General features: G+C 41.3%; 18 protein-coding genes. 11 read left to right on the forward strand and 7 right to left on the reverse strand.

Annotated elements, in window-relative coordinates; all coding sequences use genetic code 11:
- Positions 1 to 286 precede the first annotated feature (286 nt).
- From ACEYW6_RS21790 to ACEYW6_RS21805, 4 genes are all read left to right on the forward strand, one after another.
- Positions 287 to 448: a hypothetical protein gene (locus ACEYW6_RS21790; protein WP_412981389.1), complete on the forward strand. Its 162-nt coding sequence runs from the start codon at positions 287 to 289 to the stop codon at positions 446 to 448.
- Positions 449 to 784: 336 nt separating this feature from the next.
- Positions 785 to 2,110: a hypothetical protein gene (locus ACEYW6_RS21795; RefSeq protein ID WP_412981390.1), complete on the forward strand. Its 1,326-nt coding sequence runs from the start codon at positions 785 to 787 to the stop codon at positions 2,108 to 2,110.
- Positions 2,111 to 2,214: 104 nt separating this feature from the next.
- Complete coding sequence (locus tag ACEYW6_RS21800) at positions 2,215 to 3,090, forward strand: GNAT family N-acetyltransferase (protein WP_412981391.1); 876 nt, start codon at positions 2,215 to 2,217, stop codon at positions 3,088 to 3,090.
- A gap of 60 nt (positions 3,091 to 3,150) precedes the next feature.
- Positions 3,151 to 4,830 carry an RluA family pseudouridine synthase gene (locus ACEYW6_RS21805; protein ID WP_412981392.1) on the forward strand — a complete coding sequence of 560 codons (1,680 nt, stop codon included), beginning with the start codon at positions 3,151 to 3,153 and terminating at the stop codon, positions 4,828 to 4,830.
- Between the two features lie 117 nt (positions 4,831 to 4,947).
- On the opposite strand, the gene ACEYW6_RS21810 is transcribed toward ACEYW6_RS21805, so the two are convergent.
- Entirely contained in the window at positions 4,948 to 5,766 is an 819-nt protein-coding gene (locus ACEYW6_RS21810; protein WP_412981393.1) for a carbonic anhydrase, read from the reverse strand.
- A 644-nt stretch (positions 5,767 to 6,410) separates the two neighbouring features.
- On the opposite strand from ACEYW6_RS21810, the gene ACEYW6_RS21815 reads away from it, so the two are divergent.
- The 3 genes from ACEYW6_RS21815 (at position 6,411) to ACEYW6_RS21825 (ending at position 8,125) form a co-directional block, all read left to right on the forward strand.
- The gene (locus ACEYW6_RS21815) at positions 6,411 to 7,085 is read left to right on the forward strand and encodes a hypothetical protein (protein ID WP_412981394.1); all 675 of its coding nucleotides are present in this window, start codon (positions 6,411 to 6,413) and stop codon (positions 7,083 to 7,085) included.
- Positions 7,069 to 7,830, forward strand: coding sequence for a class II aldolase/adducin family protein (locus ACEYW6_RS21820; protein WP_412981395.1), 762 nt, complete (start codon positions 7,069 to 7,071; stop codon positions 7,828 to 7,830). The genes ACEYW6_RS21815 and ACEYW6_RS21820 overlap by 17 nt, the downstream gene beginning before the upstream one ends.
- Positions 7,831 to 7,915: 85 nt before the next feature.
- Positions 7,916 to 8,125, forward strand: a complete 210-nt coding sequence (locus ACEYW6_RS21825) for an SDR family oxidoreductase (protein WP_412981396.1) — start codon at positions 7,916 to 7,918, stop codon at positions 8,123 to 8,125.
- Positions 8,126 to 8,200: 75 nt separating this feature from the next.
- Here ACEYW6_RS21825 and ACEYW6_RS21830 read toward each other — a convergent pair whose 3' ends face one another.
- The gene (locus tag ACEYW6_RS21830) at positions 8,201 to 8,746 is read right to left on the reverse strand and encodes an RNA 2'-phosphotransferase (RefSeq protein WP_412981397.1); all 546 of its coding nucleotides are present in this window, start codon (positions 8,744 to 8,746) and stop codon (positions 8,201 to 8,203) included.
- A 61-nt stretch (positions 8,747 to 8,807) separates the two neighbouring features.
- Positions 8,808 to 10,124, reverse strand: coding sequence for an amino acid permease (locus ACEYW6_RS21835; protein ID WP_412981398.1), 1,317 nt, complete (start codon positions 10,122 to 10,124; stop codon positions 8,808 to 8,810).
- Between the two features lie 616 nt (positions 10,125 to 10,740).
- Between ACEYW6_RS21835 and ACEYW6_RS21840 the strand changes: the two genes are divergently transcribed.
- Complete coding sequence (locus ACEYW6_RS21840; RefSeq protein ID WP_412981399.1) at positions 10,741 to 12,207, forward strand: SLC13 family permease; 1,467 nt, start codon at positions 10,741 to 10,743, stop codon at positions 12,205 to 12,207.
- Positions 12,208 to 12,310: 103 nt separating this feature from the next.
- Positions 12,311 to 13,483, forward strand: coding sequence for a glycerate kinase (locus ACEYW6_RS21845; protein WP_412981400.1), 1,173 nt, complete (start codon positions 12,311 to 12,313; stop codon positions 13,481 to 13,483).
- Between the two features lie 154 nt (positions 13,484 to 13,637).
- Here ACEYW6_RS21845 and ACEYW6_RS21850 read toward each other — a convergent pair whose 3' ends face one another.
- A complete protein-coding gene (locus ACEYW6_RS21850; protein WP_412981401.1) occupies positions 13,638 to 15,212 on the reverse strand; it encodes an iron uptake porin in 1,575 nt (524 codons plus the stop codon).
- A gap of 480 nt (positions 15,213 to 15,692) precedes the next feature.
- Between ACEYW6_RS21850 and ACEYW6_RS21855 the strand changes: the two genes are divergently transcribed.
- Together ACEYW6_RS21855 and ACEYW6_RS21860 are read left to right on the forward strand one after the other, a co-directional pair.
- A complete protein-coding gene (locus tag ACEYW6_RS21855) occupies positions 15,693 to 15,935 on the forward strand; it encodes a PEP-CTERM sorting domain-containing protein (RefSeq protein WP_412981402.1) in 243 nt (80 codons plus the stop codon).
- Between the two features lie 226 nt (positions 15,936 to 16,161).
- Entirely contained in the window at positions 16,162 to 17,751 is a 1,590-nt protein-coding gene (locus tag ACEYW6_RS21860; RefSeq protein ID WP_412981403.1) for an alkaline phosphatase D family protein, read from the forward strand.
- A 211-nt stretch (positions 17,752 to 17,962) separates the two neighbouring features.
- On the opposite strand, the gene ACEYW6_RS21865 is transcribed toward ACEYW6_RS21860, so the two are convergent.
- Genes ACEYW6_RS21865 through ACEYW6_RS21875 form a run of 3 tightly spaced genes read right to left on the reverse strand, consistent with a single transcriptional unit; the run spans position 17,963 to position 18,786 of the window.
- The gene (locus ACEYW6_RS21865) at positions 17,963 to 18,379 is read right to left on the reverse strand and encodes a type II toxin-antitoxin system VapC family toxin (protein WP_412981404.1); all 417 of its coding nucleotides are present in this window, start codon (positions 18,377 to 18,379) and stop codon (positions 17,963 to 17,965) included.
- The gene (locus ACEYW6_RS21870; RefSeq protein WP_412981405.1) at positions 18,379 to 18,606 is read right to left on the reverse strand and encodes a DUF2281 domain-containing protein; all 228 of its coding nucleotides are present in this window, start codon (positions 18,604 to 18,606) and stop codon (positions 18,379 to 18,381) included. The genes ACEYW6_RS21865 and ACEYW6_RS21870 overlap by 1 nt, the downstream gene beginning before the upstream one ends.
- Positions 18,607 to 18,633: 27 nt before the next feature.
- Positions 18,634 to 18,786: a hypothetical protein gene (locus ACEYW6_RS21875; protein ID WP_412981406.1), complete on the reverse strand. Its 153-nt coding sequence runs from the start codon at positions 18,784 to 18,786 to the stop codon at positions 18,634 to 18,636.
- Positions 18,787 to 18,861: the final 75 nt, after the last annotated feature.

The following is an 18,861-nucleotide window of genomic DNA, read 5'->3' on the forward strand; positions in this document are numbered from 1 at the left end:
AGCTGGATTTATCGCCTTTTCCTGCACCCTCTTGACAAAAGTGCAATCATTCTAACCTCTCACCGATGCTCACGGGGGCACGGCTACGCTAAACAATGATTTTTCACGATATTTTTAATCCTCAAATCTTCATGCTCTAAAAGTTACAAAAGAAAGATATTTGAATTACAGTAATGTCTTTTTAAAAAACTTACAAACATTAGAATCTATAACTTTTGGATGATGAGCTTGTTAGCTAATTAGACGAAAATTTTACTGGAATTTAGAAAATATTAAGCAAAAAAATATGTCTAGGATCACAATTACTGATTTGCAACTTGACAATCAAGTTGAAGAACGCGAAGTATCTGAGGCTATTATGACGGTAGTCATTGGAGGAATTCAACTTAAGCTTCTAGGTAATAATATTCTGGATGCGACATTCAAGGGTTTTACATTGACAGTTTAAATTTGGCAACATATTACATATTCCTTGTAGAAGGGGTAAATTCAACGAAAATCGGCGGGAATCGTATAGCTGCTCGCCGATTTAGTCATTTGTCATTAGTGCCAATTACTAATGACCAACGACTTCGATTTCCCCCTTAACTCAAAAGTATTGCCTATACACTAGCAACAATAAATACTTCCTGTTGCTGCATTACTGCTGCCTTACAATCAGACAATAAAGACAAAAGCGTAGGCGTGGAGGTATTTTTTTTCAGACAAGTTTTTTAATATACGTAATGGCTCAAGTATGGTTACACTACCGACATAGTAATCAATGTTGGTGGAATACCGAGCGATGTATAGAAATGCTAAAAGATTTACTGGTATTTTTCTGTTGATTTTTCTGTTGATTGTTTCTATTAACTTTGCAGTCATTGCTCAAGATAGTTCAGATGGCCCTTCTGTAAATTTGGCATCGCCTCAGGTATGTTCGGTACCTCCTGGTCTCAAAACTCAACAAGTCATTGCCGACAATGGCCGTAACCAAGTTAAGATGGGCGATCGCATCAGGGTAAGAGTTGAAGGATTATCAGCAGCGACCAGAAATGCAACGGCTAACGCCAATTCATTTGATCCTCGACAATTAGTGTTGTACCTGGATGGCTATGAACTAGAGGATGTCCACGGAGAACCAGTCATCGTCATGGTTCCAGGTAAAGATCAAAAGAAAATTGTTGATGATAATTGGTTAGCCTTTCGACTTGAACGTACCGACTCATCTCAAACTGCATGGAATGCGCTTCTTGGTAGAACAAGCAGATATAGTATTAACGTGATAGCGGGAGTCGGCTGTCCCCAGAAACTAGCGATTCCGGTAAGCAATCCTTTATCACCTCCTCAATTAAAAATAGTTCTATTTTCGTGGCGATTTTGGCTATGTCTGCTTCTACTTGTGGCTATTGTATTAATATTTGTTAGGTATTGCCGAAACACTCTTCGTAGCCCTGGGATAGAAGGGGTTTGCTCAAAAAAAGAGGTGATTGGTGGCCAGGAACTATTGATCGCAGAAAAAGTTGATCTTGAAAACGAATATCGGAAAACCCCAATTGCTCAATTTTTCCTTGGTAGAAAAAAATTAAACAGAAACCCATTCAGTCTATCGATATCTCAACTTGCTTTTTGGACATTTCTAATTTTTGGTTCTTACCTGATTATCTACGGCATAACAGGAGATTATACCAATATTTTGACTGAACAATCACTAATATTATTGGGCATCAATTCTATAACTGCCTTTGGTAGTTCATTAATTGATGGGCAAGGTAATGAGAAAAAGCGAAAAGGTAGTCAACGGATTTCTGAAGGTTTTTTCTACGATATATTATCAGATATCAATGGAGTCAACTTTCATCGGTTCCAAACATTTATTTGGACAGTTGCGATTGGACTATTCTTTGTTTGGGAAATCATTAAAAATCTGGCAATGCCGGAATTTGATGAAACACTTCTTACACTTCAAGGAATCAGTGCGGCAACATATCTTGGACTTAGAGGGCAAGAACAGCATGGCATGAAAAAAGAGCCGGAATCTACATCCACAGAAGATAACTCATTTGAACAACTGCTTCCACCAGAACAAGACAATCCACCGGAGAGAGATTCATCAATTCCTGCTGGCTAAATTCTAGAGAGTTTGTAGTAAACACTTTAGTGTAACCTCCCTTTTTCTGGATTCGCTGGAATTGATTTTGTATTCATTACTGAATTAATAGTAATACTTGAACTATGAGCCAGTATCGTTTCAAACAGTCATTCTCTGATGATCCCAGCTTAAGCGATAAGCTTTTTGACTTGATGGAAGTCACATTTCCCGGACTCAGCAGTTTAGCAGAATGTGCAAGAAAACTAGGTGCATCCTGGGAAACAGCTTCAACTCCGTTTATGCGCTTTCATGATGATATAGCTATTACCCATGTGGGAGTGTTAGAAATTCCCATGCAAATTATGGGACAAAGGCTCACTGTCGGCGGAGTTCATGGAGTAGCTACCCGTGCAGAATTTCGCAGGAGAGGGTATTACCGTGAAGTAATGGGAGAAGTGCTGGAATATTGCGATAGTTTTTACGAAACCCTGGTACTGACGACACCACAACCGGAGTTTTACTTACCTTTTGGCTTTCGTGTAGTCGAAGAACACATCTTCAAAGTTAAGTGTAACTCCACAGGTAGCACTGATAGCTTCAGAACACTGGATTTTACAGTGACCAAAGATTACACATTGTTACACAGACTTTTGGAAACACGCGCACCTGTCTCTAATATAGTTGGTGTAGTCAAGGAAAAACCTGTGTTCTGCGTCAATGAAGGAAGTCGTCCTTTATACTATGCAGAAGATTTAGATTTAATCGCCTGCATGGAGATAGAAGATAACCGACTTCATCTTTTTGATTTAGTTACAACGCAGATATGCTCTTTGAAGAATATTCTTGCTAAAATACCTCAACCCATTGAAGAAGTAGTGATTTACTTTAGTCCAGAACTTCTTGATGTCAAAGATGTGCAAGCATTCACCCATGTATTTGATGAAACTGTGTTGATGGTTCGTGGTAAATTTGCAGCGGAAGGTGAGAAATTTATGCTGCCGCGTTCAGCAAGGTGTTGAGTTACTCAAAAACAGCAATTTCACATATTAAGATTAGCTAGATTTGCAAGCATACTTTGTATGATAGTTCTGCACGCACTTTCAGATTTCATTGACTGCGATTTGGCTGTCAGTGACTCATCTTGTAGTTATTGGTATGAAGGGCGTTGTCTCCAAAGTGGCGTAGGCGTAGCCCGTCGTAAACATCGCTTAAGATTACCCCGCACCTCAACGTCCGAAGCGATCGCTCACGGTTTAATGCAACAACTTGCCAAAAATGACTGTTCTTCTCGTGAAGGCAAGATGTATGGAATACTATTAGTCGAACTGCCTAATGGCGAACAAAGGGTACTCAAAGCCTTCTCCGGTCTTTTGAATGGTTGTAGTGTGGTTGAGGGATGGGTGCCGCCAATTCCAGGAAGAGACGAAGTTGCTTTAGAAGAAGCCCGCACTTTGGCACAGTTGGACGCGATTAAGCAGGAAATTCTTAACCTCAAGCAACTAACGGAACGCCAGCAGTATGAAACCCTGTCTGAGGAATTTGAGCAACAGTTGCAAGTAATGAGCGATCGCCATCGCTATTGTAAACATCAACGACAGGAAAAACGTCAGCAAATCTGCAATACACTCACTCCAGAAGCACTCACTATTGCCCTTGAACAACTCGACGAAGAGAGTCGTCAGCAGGGAATTGAGCGACGACAACTTAAACGCCAGCAAAATGCGGTATTACAGCCCCTTCAGCAGTTAATTGCAGCGACGGATGCGCGAATTAGCGAACTGAAACAACAGCGTAAAGAACTGTCCCGTCAACTCCAAGCTCAGATGCACGCTACCTACAGCCTGACTAATTTTTCTGGGCGATCGCTATCATTACAGCAATTGATGCCAGGAGGTTCTCCCACTGGTACAGGAGACTGTTGTGCCCCAAAGTTGCTTCATTATGCCGCAACACATAATCTCAAACCACTGGCAATGGCAGAATTTTGGTGGGGTGCTTCTTCCGTAAATCAGGATAAAATCCAGGGGGAGTTTTACGGAGCATGTGCCGAGCGATGTCAGCCATTGATGGGCTTTTTGCTCTCAGGCTTGAAACCTCCTGCCCCCAGGGGAGGGGTTGGGGGAGAAGTCACTTTACCAATTATTTATGAAGATGAATGGCTGATTGCTGTCAACAAACCTGCTGGGCTACTTTCGGTGCCTGGTCGTTACCGCGATCGCCAAGATAGTGTCTTGAGTCGCTTACGTCATCTGTTAGCTGATGGCATGGCACTTATATCTGTGCATCGCCTAGATCAAGAAACTTCTGGTATTTTGTTATTGGCACGCGATCGCCAAACCCATCGCCAACTCAGCCAGCAGTTTCAGCAACGCCAAGTTCACAAAGTTTATGAAGCCCTGCTTTCCGGTACTGTGACAGTTAACCAAGGTGTGATTGACTTGCCATTGTGGGGAGATCCTGAAAATCGCCCTTATCAAAAAGTTGATTGGCAACACGGTAAACCGAGCTTGACACACTTCCAAGTAATGGCGAGGGAAGGAGACTACACCCGCGTAGAATTTACGCCGCTAACAGGACGCACCCATCAACTGAGGGTTCATGCGGCTGATAGACGAGGACTTGGGGTAACTATTTTAGGCGATCGCCTTTATGGATGCTGTGTAGTGACTAGCCGATTACATCTCCACGCTAGGGAACTTCGCTTCGAGCATCCGCAGTTAAATGAAACTATTCACCTAAATGTAAAGACACCATTTTGAGAATGGGCGTTGCATAAATGGGGGATGAATTTGAGGTTGAAAGCATTGAAGTTCGTTCCAAATGGGTCATAATCATCCCTTGATTCAGCAACGCCGGATTTTCTCTACTCTACATTTTTACTTTGTATTCGAGCCTCGATAAATTCGCTCCATTTGCTCTGGAGAAAGCACTGTCATTGGAAACCATTCATTTGTGGAAATAGGGAGTTCCTGAGACGATTGATATGCTTGTTGTTGAGTTTTAGTGAAATGTATCTCCACATTGCTAGTTAAAGGTGGGCTAAGTAACGTCTCATCTATCTCCGATGGGAGAAGCTGATTTTGGGGCAAGACATAGGCGTGCTTTTGTGGATCGTATGCCAAAATTTCTCCTGTCTCGATTTGATAAATCCAAGCATAAATATTGAGTTGCCCTTGGTGGAGCTTAGAGTGAATCACCGGATAAGTCCGTAAATTTTCGATTTGGGTGAGTACATTCTCGGCAATAATTATTTCTAAGAGTTCTTCCCCTTCATAGTGGCTATAATTGTCTTTCACCAGCCGTCGGGTTGCCTCTGCATACTTGAGCCAGTCATGTACAAGCGGCATTTCTACCCGCAAGCTGTCTAACTTCATTAACCCTTTCATAGCACCACAATGCGAGTGACCACAAACAATAATTTGTTGAATATCTAATGCTTGAATAGCATATTCAATTGTTGCCCCTTCACCGCCATTAGTCGCACCAAATGGTGGAATGATGTTGCCTGCATTGCGGATAACAAACAATTCCCCCAACCCGGCTTGTGTAATCAAGTTTGGATCGATACGCGAATCTGAACAAGTAATAAATAGTACTCTGGGCTTTTGACCATGAGAAAGTTGTTCAAACAGTTCTTCATTAGCAGAAAAATAACTACTTTTGAATTCGCGCAAACCTTTAATCAGTTTTTTCATAAAAGTACCTAAATGAATAAGTAATACTTGAAATCTTTCGTAAAAATTTATTTCTCAAATTAAGGAAGTAGGACAGGTTAATAGTATCTATAAACAGATTGACTTAATTGATCGGCTTTTGCCATTGCCCCATCGGCTTAGTCAAAGGGTGAAATTAATTCTTGTATTGTTTAAGCAGTCTTGCCAAACTACTCTCTTTGGCCACAGTTTTAACATGAACTCAATCTACAATTGGAAATAAATTTGATATTTTTTCCTTCCACTTATCTAATTCCTCATTCCCGATTCCCTGTCTGCACAAGCAATCTGCCAGCATGACAGCAAGTACTCGAAGCCTAGGTTTTCTCTCAAAATCTCAGCCTTCTTGACTTTTTTCAGTCTTCCAGCCCGCAATTTAGGCCGTATAGTGATCCCGGACGGGTGCGGCAGAACGACCCACACACGCGATAAATAGCTAAACAAAATTTATTACATAGTTTTTACCAAATGGAATTTTTGAAATTTGAAGTTAAATGCTCTTAACATTTTTTGCAACATAACTATTTTTACAACACATAGTTTTGCTAAAATAAATTATTTATCTGACCAGCAAAGATCAAAAAATTGGTATTAATCTTAGTCGCCTCCCAAATGGAGGAATATAGATGACGAACCAAACCATCTTGGAACCATTGCCAGAAGACCAATGGTTTATTGAAAGCCAGGAACTACGATCCTTTGTAGCAACAGTGCGGGAAATTAGCGCTAGTACTGTTGACGATCGCACACAAACTCTCGCTAGACTAAAATCCTATTTTCAAGAACTGCTTGCTCAACAGCAATGGCTATCTGAAAAGTTTGCCCAAGTCAACCCCGAAAGCAGGATGGGCGGCGGTATTGGTCAGTGGCTACTTTATCGCGCCAAAGACCGTTCACTGTCAGTCTTCAGTTTGGTGATTCCCCCAGGTTCAACGACTCCCGTCCATGACCATTTAGCCTGGGGATTGATTGGTTTATACAAAGGCAATCAAGAAGAAACAGTCTATCGCCGTGTAGATAACGGCGATGCTGAAGGACACGCACAATTACAAGTAACTGAAGTGCAATCGCTTCAACCAGGGGATATCTACTGCCTCTTACCTCCAGATGGTGATATCCACGCCGTCAAAACCACGTCCCAGAGCACATCTGTATCGATCCATCTTCTGGGTAATGATACTGGTTGCATCTTGCGTCACCAGTTCATCCCAGAATCTCACAGCGTCAAATCCTTTCGCTCTGGATATTCCAACGCTCCCTGCAAAGAGGAACAGGAAAAAGAACATGCCCAAGTACGCTAGACCAAAACCCCCCATATTCGAGCGAGTTGAAGACGAACGCCTACACCGTAAGCAACGCCTAGCCGCTGCTTTTCGCCTGTTTGGTAAGTTTGGTTTCAGCGAGGGAATCGCAGGTCATATTACAGCTCGCGATCCGGAGTTTACAGACCATTTCTGGATCAATCCATTAGGAACATACTTCGGTCACATCCGAGTATCTGATCTGATCTTAGTTAACAGAGAAGGCGAAGTGGTTAAAGGCGATGCGGAAGTGAATCAAGCTGCTTTCGCCATCCATTCTCATATTCATGAAGCTCGACCTGATGTAATCGCGGCGGCTCACGCCCATTCACTTTATGGTAAAGCCTGGTCTAGTTTAGGTCGTCTCCTTGACCCCTTGACTCAAGATTCCTGTGCTTTTTATGAAGATCATGCCCTATTTGAAGATTTTACAGGTGTTGTTTTAGAAAGTTTTGAAGGTCAGCGACTAGCACAAGCCTTGGGGCGAAAGAAAGCCATAATCCTGCGTAACCACAGCATTTTAACTGTGGGACATACGGTAGATGAAGCTGCCTTTTGGTACATTAACTTAGAGCGATCGTGCCAAGCCCAACTACTGGCAGAAGCTGCGGGTAGACCCACTACTATCAAACACGAAACAGCCCGTTTAACACAAACTCAAGTGGGGTCACATACAAATGGGTGGTTTGGTTTCCAGCCTCTTTACGACAGGATTGTACGTGAAGAACCTGATTTGCTAAATTAGTGCTGTGTTTTTTGGCACTGGGATAATAGCGGCGAAGTTTCCATTCACCGCACTTCCCGCTCTTTTATGTCCAAGAACGATATGGGTGGAAGAATTAATCAACGCGCGGATTGCTAAAAGTGGTGAAACAAAAGAAGCAGAAATTGCTAGAGTCAGTGCAACAGTTCCTTTAAGTCGCATCGGTACACCAGAAGAGTTTGCCAATGTCGCGGTATTTCTGAGTTCACCAGCAGCCTCATTTGTAAATGGAGTCATGCTGCATGTAGATGGTAGAGTTATTCAAGGAACATTTTGAGCAATTAAATACTCAAAACAATGCAATAGTTGCTTTTTTCAGATTTATAAATAAATCTTATCAATCTATTAAAATTCAAACTTTTTGTAGATATTCAGGTGGCACATGATCCACTAACCAAACACCATTAGCAGAACAATAAAAGATGTAACCCGCTTGATGCATTGCCGCGGCATGTACAGTCAAAACCACTGCTTTTCCATGTCTTGCACCAACAGTTTGTGCTGTTACAATATCCTTTGATAAATGGACATGATGTCGCGACATTTTGGAAATTCCTGTTTGCAGAATTGATTCTACAGATTTGCTTCCTGTGCCGTGATAAAGCTCATCTGGCGGGACAAAAGGTTCTAATTGTAAATCGACTTTTACACTATGTCCTTGGTTAGCACGAATCAAATTACCTGTAGAATCAAAAGAAAAGCGTTGTTTCTCGTTGAATTCAACTACCACCTGTAATTCCTGGCGGGTAATCGGAAAGTTGTTTTTAGCACAAGCAGTAAGTAGTTCATCAACAGCAACCCAACCACCAGGAGCAAGTTTAATTCCAATTGCATCCGGTGTGTGCCGCAGATATTTGCTGAGATATTTGCTGACTTTGACGAGGCGAGAATCACTCATTTGATCGGATGCACTACAAACGCATATTTATTATGCTACATCAAAATTATCATTGATGGTTTTACTGTATGGCAATTGACATAATTTGTCTTCCCATCATGGCTAATGCTACTCCAACCATCACAATGAGTGTCACCTTCCCACCAGGAACGAGTGGTTGATTTATACTATCTGAGTTTTCTTGTTCTTGACGTTGCTTCCAACTCATTAACGCCGGAATAATTCCACCTAAAACTGAGATACTAAATGTTCCAGTGTAATCTAGGGCAGTGAAAAAGATGCTGGGATTGAGCGTTCCAAGAGTCATCGGAGGGAAAAGAACTAAGGAATATAGGGGTAGGCGGCTAGAAAGTTTGCCCTGTGCAATGATAAAAATATCTTTGAACAAATCCAACAATCCGTAGACAAATCCAATGAATGATGTTGCGATCGCAAACTCTGAAAAAATAGATACTAGCACTCCTAACCATTCCCCCGCCCCACCTGCTCGGAGAATTTGCAGTGGGTCAAAAACAGTTCTACCGCCAGATGTGACATGTAGCATATCGGAACTGACGCTTCCTAAAATTACGGCATTCCACGCCAAGAACATAATTAGAGGAATCACAGAACCAAAAAAGATAGACTGACGAATTTTGCGGGCATCCCCTTCAAGTTGCGTTACAACCAGCGGCACAACGTTTTGGAAAAATAGGGCCACAGACATCACTGAAATGGCACTACCAAGAGCACTCCAGTTCTGAAATAAAAGTTGGGCACTCTGAATATGCCCTCCTGCCAGAAACAATAGTCCCAAGAAAGAAACGATGACAATTCCCACAAAGGCGCTGTTTAATTTTTCAATAAACTTTTCTCGCCCAAGATACATAATGCCACCAAATAAGAGCGTGAAAGTTGTTGTACCTACCCACGTAGGTAATATCTGCGCACCCCAGACTTTTGCTACCGCAGAACCTAAAATCTCTCCACCTTCGGTAATGTATGCCACCAAGAGAGCATAGTGCATGAATAAATATGCGCCGCCTGCAAGTCGCGCTCCCAGCTTACCAAGGATTTTCTCAACAATTCCCAAAAAACCTATACTGGCACGCCCTTCTGTTCGCATCGTGTTCAAGGTTACCTCTGCAACCAGTGACCCTGAAACTAAAGCGTAGAGCCAAACAGCAATCAGCCCAGATGTGGAGGGTACAATACCAGACGGCATGGTAACAGCTGGTAGGGCGAGAATCCCAGCCCCAACAGTGGTTCCCGCAATCAGTGCAGTACTCCCCAATACACTACCCGGTTGATGATTGAGCTTTTTTCCATCGAATTCGAGATGAGAAAACAACCGAGTGACTTGCTCTGAATCTTGGAGAACAGTCTTTATGGGAAGCATACTGAATACCCGTACTTAAACCAAAAAGTTAATATTAACATATGTAAATATTATTCGTAAAAACCCTGATGTTCTTGGTTTTTCAAGCAGATTTTTCTGTTAAATAAGCGATCGCCACTTCATTATGAACACAACTTTAATCGCTCTTTTGTTACTACGGTAAAAGTCAGGAACCGCTCGCAGCGATTCTCATTCAGATGCGTTACATGGGTAGGGACACGGCAATGCCGTGTCCTTTTTGCTGTACTTACCCATACGGAAACCACTATAAATGAATTAAAAACACCATCGCCTACTACCCCAGTTTGATATTTGGTGGCATTGGACTACCAGCGAGATTATTTGGGCGAAGCTTAAAGCTGGCTGGAATCAAATCTTTGCCTTACATCCAGTGGCGAGGGATGAATCTGATTACTGGCTATGAGCAGTCAAATAATCTGTCGCTTTACATTTGGTATCAGTGTTTTTCATGAGAATGTTCTCATGGTTCCTTAATTATCTTCTCATAAAATTCTGATTAAATTTAATTTAAGGTAAAGTTAACTGACACTCAGTAATACTTTACTTATCATCAGGAGGCATCCTAATTAACAAAGATAAAGCAGAAATAAAAGAGATGAAAATAGATGAAAAATATTACAATCACATCACCACAAATACGCAATTGAATATATTTTTTAAATATTTTTACCGTTCAAACCGTTGGCAAATTAAATCACTGTTGGCACTATTTTTAACTTCTCTATCTGGAGTTGCAGTATTTTTACCCAATGGCTTATCTACACAAGGGCGGGTGACAATATTTGTATTTCTGCTGGCAGTAATTTTGTGGTCAACAACCTCAATCAATGCTGGTTATATTGCCTTGAGTTCAGCACTTCTTTTACTGTTAACCGGGGGGATTTCCCAAGAACAATTTTTTGAGTCTTTGGGTTCAGATGTCGTCTGGTTAATGATAGGTGCGTTTGTTTTAGGAGGAGCAGTTAAGCAGACTGGTTTAGCAGCACGGCTAACTCAAGTAGTAGCTGCCAAAGCACACAACGTTAATAGTTTATTTTGGTTGCTCACTACAGTCTTAATTCCAATCTCATTTTTGATTCCCTCGACTTCTGGACGTGCTGCTGTTACCCATCCCGTTTTTCGCAGTCTCACCAATGCCATAGAGGATAGTCGCATCCGTCAGGCTCTAGCGTTGCTGATGCCTACTATTATCCTGGTGTCTACGATTGTTTCCTTAACTGGCGCAGGTTCCCATTTAATTGCTAAAGATTTATTACAAGAAATTTCAGGAAAAGATATATCTTTTAGTCAGTGGTTGCTTTACGGCTTGCCCTTTGGAGTGGCTGCCAGTTATGCATCTTGCTGGGTAATCATGCGGATGTTTCTAGACAAAAAACGCTGTCAACAAAAGTTAGATGTTAAATGTTTGCAATCAGAACCCTTATCTGTGCCAGAACGCAAAACATTGCTGATTATCTTCTTGATGTTGGCATTTTGGTTAACTGAAAAATGGCATGGTTTAGAAATTGCTACCGTCACCATCATCGGTGCAATGATTCTCACCGCACCCAAGTTTGGGGTGATTAAATGGAAGGATGCAGTCAAAGCTGTTTCTTGGAATCTAATTATTTTCGTAGCTGCAACTCTGGTTTTAGGACGTGCATTAATCAGTTCTGGTGCGTCGGGATGGATTATCAATAATATCTTTGATTTGAGTGACATCAACAGCACTAAACCCCATTTTCTGATTCTGCTGCTACTGGCTATCATTTCTCTGACTTCCCATATCTACATGACTTCCCACACTGCAAGAGCAGCAGCTTTAGTTCCTCCTTTGCTGTACCTCGCCAGCAGTCTAAATATAAATCCTGTCGCTGTCTTGTTTCTCAGCACCCTGGGAATGGACTATTGCCTCACCTTTCCTGTAAGTTCCAAAGCACTGATGGTTTACCAAGAGGCAGAAGAACAAGGCTTTAAACCAACAGATTTACTCCGGCTAAGTTCAGTGATGATTGTCGTTCACTTAGCTTTAATCGTGTTGTTCTACTACACCTGGTGGCGTTGGGTAGGTTTATCCCTCTAATTCTAAGTGCCCAGTAGTGAGTTAAGAATAAGAATTTCTCTCCTTATCTCCAATCTCCAATTGAACAACAAAAAAGCGGCTGGGTTGCCGCAGGAAGTTAATAATGACACTAAATATTTTAATCGCTCCTTCTGGATTTAAAGAAAGTCTTGATGCAGAACAAGTAGCTGATTGTATTGCTACGGGTATAACCAGAGTTTTATCCGATGTAAATATCCGCAAAGTACCTTTAGTAGATGGCGGTGAAGGCTTTACTAAAACCCTTGTAGCAGCCACAGGGGGTACTTTACATTATCTTGAGGTAACTGGGCCTGTGGGACAAAAAGTACAATCTCACTTTGGCTTTCTTGGTGGAACTACAAAGAAAACAGCAGTATTAGAAATGGCTGCTGCGGCTGGGTTACGTCTTGTACCTTCCAATATGCGAAATCCAATGATCACAACAACCTATGGCGTTGGTGAGTTAATTAAAGCTGCCTTAGATGCTGGTGCAGAGCGCATTTTAGTTGGCTGTGGTGATTCCGGTACTAATGACGGAGGTACAGGAATGGCTCAGGCTTTGGGCATAAAGTTATTGGATGAGAGTGGAAATGAGTTAGGTTTGGGTTGCGGTGAATTAATCAAACTCAAATGCATTGATTTGTCTGGGCGAGATTCTCGTTTAAATAAAGTCCAGATTGATGTTGCTTGCAACTGGCATAATATTCTGTGCGGTAAAAAGGGGGTTGCCAGAGTTTTCGGCCCCCAAAAAGGTGCATCTCCAGAAACGGTGGAAAGAATGGCTTCAGCACTAGAACACTACGCCGCAGTCATCAAAGCAGATTTAGGTATTGACGTGCGAGAAATGTCGGGTGGTGGTGCTTCTGGTGGATTGGGTACAGGTTTACACGCTTTAATTGGAGCTAAATTATACTCACGCTACGATATAGTTATGCAGTATTTGGAATTAGATAAGTTGATTCTAGAAGCTGATTTAATCATTACTGCGGAAGGCTGTATTGACTTTCAAACTCCACGCGGTAAGATTCCTGCTGAAGTAGCAAAGCGTGCCAAGCTTTATAAATTACCAGTGATTGCACTTGTAGGAACTATTGGTGAGGGTGCGGAAATTAATTTCCAGGAAGGTATCGATTACTTCAACAGTATTTTGACTCATCCCTGCCAATTGAGTGAGGCTATTGCTCAAACTGCAAGCTTATTAACAAATGCGGCTGAACAACTAGCGCGGTTGTTGTTAGTTGGCAGGCAAATTAAAAGTTACACGCCTATAGGTTAGTAATTCATCGTTTGAAATAATTTAAGTTTTCACCAGAAATTTACTAGTAGTTTATCAGTACTAAATTGCAAAATAAAGCTGTTCCTTACATCAGTAAGCCATTTAATTTTACTGATTTATTGAACAGCATTCATGCTACTGTGCTAGCAAAAGTTTAAAACTTAAAATGAGTGCGAATAGCCCCCACAAAAATACTGTTGTTATTGGCGTTATGTTCAGGATTAGTAATCAAAAATAACCCAGGCGTAATCGAAATATTATCTGTAACCTGAAACCGATAAAAGCCTTCTATATGTAAAGATGTGTCTCGATCAGCGATTAGACTACTACTGGTAACTTTTGGTGGCATTCCCATAACTAAACCAGCTAAATTACCTTCACCTCCCAAATCAGGTAACGCTAAACTAACAGCATAATTGAAAATATCTGCATCATCATTAGTGACTTGCGACTCGCTTTTTGTATAACCAACCCAACCAGAAAGGATAAACTTTGGATTTATTTGCCAGCTAGTTTCTAAACCAAATGAATTTGCTGTAGTCGCAACATTACCAAAAGGACTACGGGCGGTTAAACTACCTGTACTTCCTGTCAAATTAACTCCACTTTCCCCTCCACCTGCATAGTAACCATGAAGATAAGTAAAAGTAATACCTAAATTATCAACTGGTCGAAAATACAAGTGTCCAAGTGCCGCAAAGTTACCATTAAATAAGCCATTATTTTCCGTCGGAGCGGCTGCATTATTAGCCATATAAGCAACAGCAAGATGAGTTCTTTGATTTAATTGATAGTTAATCCCTAAACCTGTTCCGTCCATACTCCGTAAAATTGGGTTATACCTACCAAAACGCGAGACTGCACCGCTACCACTACTCGCCAAAGGATTTATAGGTTCAGCAATATCATTTAATTCCATTTCTGTAATAGCGATTGTTGTTTTTATCTTGTCACCAATAGGAAAGGAATAATATACTTCATCCAACCCGATATCATTACCAGTATCTTCATCAAAACCCAAACGAGTCATTGTTGTACCTGTAGTGCTGTCATCAAATTCGGGAATATTACCTGATTCTAAGCGGAGGTTTAATTCATCTTTTCCGGTAAAGCTAGTCAGAAAATTTAAACGTACACGCTGGGCAAATATAAGATTGGTATCTAATTGTGCATTGTTATTTTGATTATCATCACTATCGGCAACATTTTCACCAAAAATATTGGCAACAGTCAGAATTGCTTCAGCTTCTAGTTTTGTTGTAGGAGAGAATTGATTTGCTTTTAACTCAGAATTTGTGCTTTCTAAAGCATCTACTCGACTGCGTAGTGTTACTAACTCTGACGAAAATTGTGATTGTAATTTTTGGATTAAATCTAAATCTTCTTTAGTTGCTAAACTATTGTTGGTAGTGACAATTAACTCTTGCACTTTTGTTAAACAAGTATTTAAACTAGCTGCAAATTCATAACGTGTCATTGCACGTTCGCCGCGATAAGTTCCGTTCGGATACCCAGCAATACACGCATATCTTTCAATGAGTGATTGTAAAGCCTGAAATGCCCAATCTGTAGGTTGTACGTCTGAGAGTTGAGAAACAGATGTTAATTGTGATATGTCTGCTAGAGTAGTCTGTCGCTGATTTGCTTGAGCAAAAATTGGTGTATTAATGCAGCTTGTGGCAACAGTTAAGCTAGATGTCAAGATGAGGAATTCACCGATTTTATTCATTTTCACTGCAACAAGAAAGTATGAATATACAACGCTATTTGCATAATAAATTAGCATGATAATAACTCATAAATCATGAGAAAATTCTCATCTATTTATTTGCAATTAATCCTCGAATAAATTAATAGCCCCTAATTTTAATGCGTTTGTCTAGTGATGATCATCATCCAAATATCTCAGCTTAATGGCCTCTAGATATTTTTGTAACGCAGATAAGGTTACGCAACGCAACATGAGCATTTCCCTATTGGTGCGAACTATACCCAATTGTGGGTAATGTGCTGCAAACATTAGCAGGATAATATAGACAAACTAAAGAATGAGGGTTGTAGCGTTCGTAGTATGTGTCTTGTTGATAAATCCTTTCTCCGGCAAGAACTGCCTTCTTTGATAATTCGTTAACCGATAATTGATTTTATTTTTACCTTTGATTAAAGTTTGCTTAAGCTCCTGACTATAAAATAGGATGATTCTAATTAATTGGCAACTTATTTTTTAGAAAGGGAAAATTATTCCTTTCCTTCCAGTTCTATAAGTTACGGAATTATTGGTGAGGATTTTACAATTTTCTCTAGAACTTCTCCTGATGCTAAACCCATCTCAGGGAAAGTTTCGTATACACAAGTACCTGAACCTACACCTTTAGTTGGCGCTCTTTTTGCTTGTAGCCTTGGCTGGATGATGAAGAGAAAGGTAGCATCAAGGAAAAAGGTTACAGTCTAACCTTGGTTAAGTTGATATTAACGCTTTCTTTGCCAAGGATTAATCTCTTATTAGTAGGCTTTTATGTAGCAAAACAACATTTAACACAATGATACTAAGAGAAAAATTGGGAATTAAAACCTAATTTTGGTAAGGGAATTATTTATGAAGTTTGTCTACGATTACCCTGCCTTCTTCGTGTTAGCTGTTGCTGTGCTTTAACTTACCTGTTAGCCAGGAGTAGAGAATGGTAGATTACCGGAATTTTGAGCAGTTCCTGCACAGTCGAATGAAACGACGCAACTTAATTATTGGGGCAGGAGCATTGTCTGGTTTAGCGATCGCTAACCAATTTTCTCATCAAAGAGCGATCGCTAGAGGCAGATTTTCCAACTATCCTTTCACTTTGGGCGTAGCATCGGGTGAACCCTATCCTACCAGCGTAGTGATCTGGACTCGTCTCGCTCCTGAACCCTTAAACGGAGGTGGAATGCCACCTATGAATGTGCCAATTCGCTGGGAAGTTGCAACTGATCCCGATATGAGGCGCATTGTCTCCAGAGGTACGGTATTGGCAACTCCAGAACTAGCTCACTCAGTTCGAGTTGTGGTAGAAGGACTGCAATCTGATACTTGGTACTGGTATCGCTTTCTTGTTGGGCAAGACGCTAGCCCTATTGGTCGCACTCGTACAGCACCTTTAGCAAATAGCTACTTAAGTAAATTTAACTTTGCCCTTGTCTCCTGTCAAAACTATCAGCAGGGATTCTATACCGCCTACAAATATCTAGCACAGGAAGACCTAGATTTAGTAGTGCATGTTGGCGATTACATCTATGAAGGGGGAATCTCAAATAATGGCCCTAGACAGCACAACAGTGCAGAAATTGTGACTTTGGAAGATTACCGCAACCGTCACGCCCTCTATAAAACCGATACCAATCTGCAAGCAGCTCATGCAGCGTTTCCGTGGATTGTCACCTGGGATGACCATGAAGTAGAAAACAATTACGCCAACGATATTTCAGAAATTGATACTGAACCAGATCAGGATCGGGCAATTTTCCTCCAACGGCGGGCTGTTGCTTATCAGGCTTACTACGAACACATGCCACTACGCCCCTTCTCGCGTCCCGTTGGCCCCGATATGCAACTTTACCGTCGGCTTTCCTTTGGTAACTTAGCCACCTTCCATGTTTTAGATACCCGCCAATATCGCACCGATCAGCCCTGTGGTGATGGCACCAAAGAACGTTGCCCAGAAAACTTAGATCCGAATGCAACGATTACCGGCAAAGCACAGGAGGACTGGTTATTCGATGGTCTAAATAGCTCAAAAGCTAAGTGGAATGTTTTGGCGCAGCAAGTTCCTATTGCTCAACGAGACACAACACCAGGAGAAGGCGGAACCCATAGCATGGATAAATGGGATGGTTACGTGGCTTCGCGCGATCGCCTCATGGCTTTCCTCGGACAGCGCCAGCCCTCTAATCCAGTATCCTTAGCAGGCGATGTGCATTCCAACTGGGCGATGAATCTCAAAGCTAACTTTGATAACCCAGAATCCGCCACACTTGGGAGTGAATTCGTCGCTACCTCAATTAGCTCCGGTGGCGATGGGACAGATAGCAACCCCACGGTTGAAGCTTACTTACCCGATAACCCACACATTAAGTTCTACAACGCTCAACGGGGTTATGTTCGTTGTGCGCTGACTCCTACAACCTGGAAAACAGATTATCTAGTTATGTCAAATGTCACAACCCCATTTGGCACGATTAGTAAACGAGCTTCATTTGTAGTTGAGGATGGCCGTCCAGAAATACAACAAGCCTAATCATTTAATTCCCAGGTATTGACACCAGATAATCATAGATGGATACAGATGAATTATTAGTATTTATCTGCATCCATCTGTGTTTTCATTTTCAGAAAATGTAACTTTTGCAAGTCGATGCTTTCTAGCGTTAACCCAATCTACAAGATTAGCGATCGCACTAAAAATTTATTAAACAATAATTTGACAACGTGAGGCAAAGTCGGTGATATTAATTGGGGATAATTATAGGGATTATCTCATTACGATTTTTGCGGTAGATGTGGAAGTCGCTATCTAGAGTCAGAATCATACTTTCTGAATAATTTTCGGACATCCGCACTAAGCAAGCATCTGCAAAAGACATTGGTACAGACTGGTAAAGTTTCATTAGGGCTTTAACAGATTCAAACTCCTCTTGAATACGAAAAGGGACTTCAATATTTCCCAGTTCTATTAATGTCATCACAATATCTTGACCATTGTGAATATTTCTGAGCAGAAAGCAAGCTTCTGAGAGAACGGCTTCACAGGTTAAGAGTGGCTTGGCAATGGTTTCTAGCTCTTTGACTACCCAACTATGAAACCGATCTTGAGGTTGCAGAAATGCAACTAAAGCTCCTGTGTCTAGCAATACTCTACGCCGCATTATTCTCCGTAGCCTTCCATATGTTGGTTGTTGTAGGAGAGGTCTGTGAGATCATTGTTGAGGCAACCAACAAATTCCCGTGCGGCTTCTAAGAAAGATACTGGTTTCTCTGTCTGTGGCAGTCGCATTTTAAATTGGAGAAATTCTATAAAGTCTAGTACTTCCTGTTGCTTTTCGGGCGGGAGTTCTTGGATTTTGGCTGCTGCAATCTGGGAAATTTCCATCATTATTTTCTCTATTTCAATTTCAAGTTACTAGTAACGCCCCAGTTCATCTGTGGCAGATGACTTTGATTCTAGCCAATAACTCTCCATCAGATGCAATCGCATAGTTAGGTGGCGATCGCTAGAATAGCGAAAATGCTTAAGATTGTGAGTCGAAGAAGATGTTGCGTTTTCTAGCGTCAAACACCACTTGTATAATTTCAATTACTACCTGAGTATAATCTGATGCTAATTTCCCTGATCAAACGCAGTTTAACT

The organism is Nostoc sp. UIC 10607 (assembly GCF_047228265.1).
GTDB lineage: Bacteria > Cyanobacteriota > Cyanobacteriia > Cyanobacteriales > Nostocaceae > Nostoc > Nostoc foliaceum_A.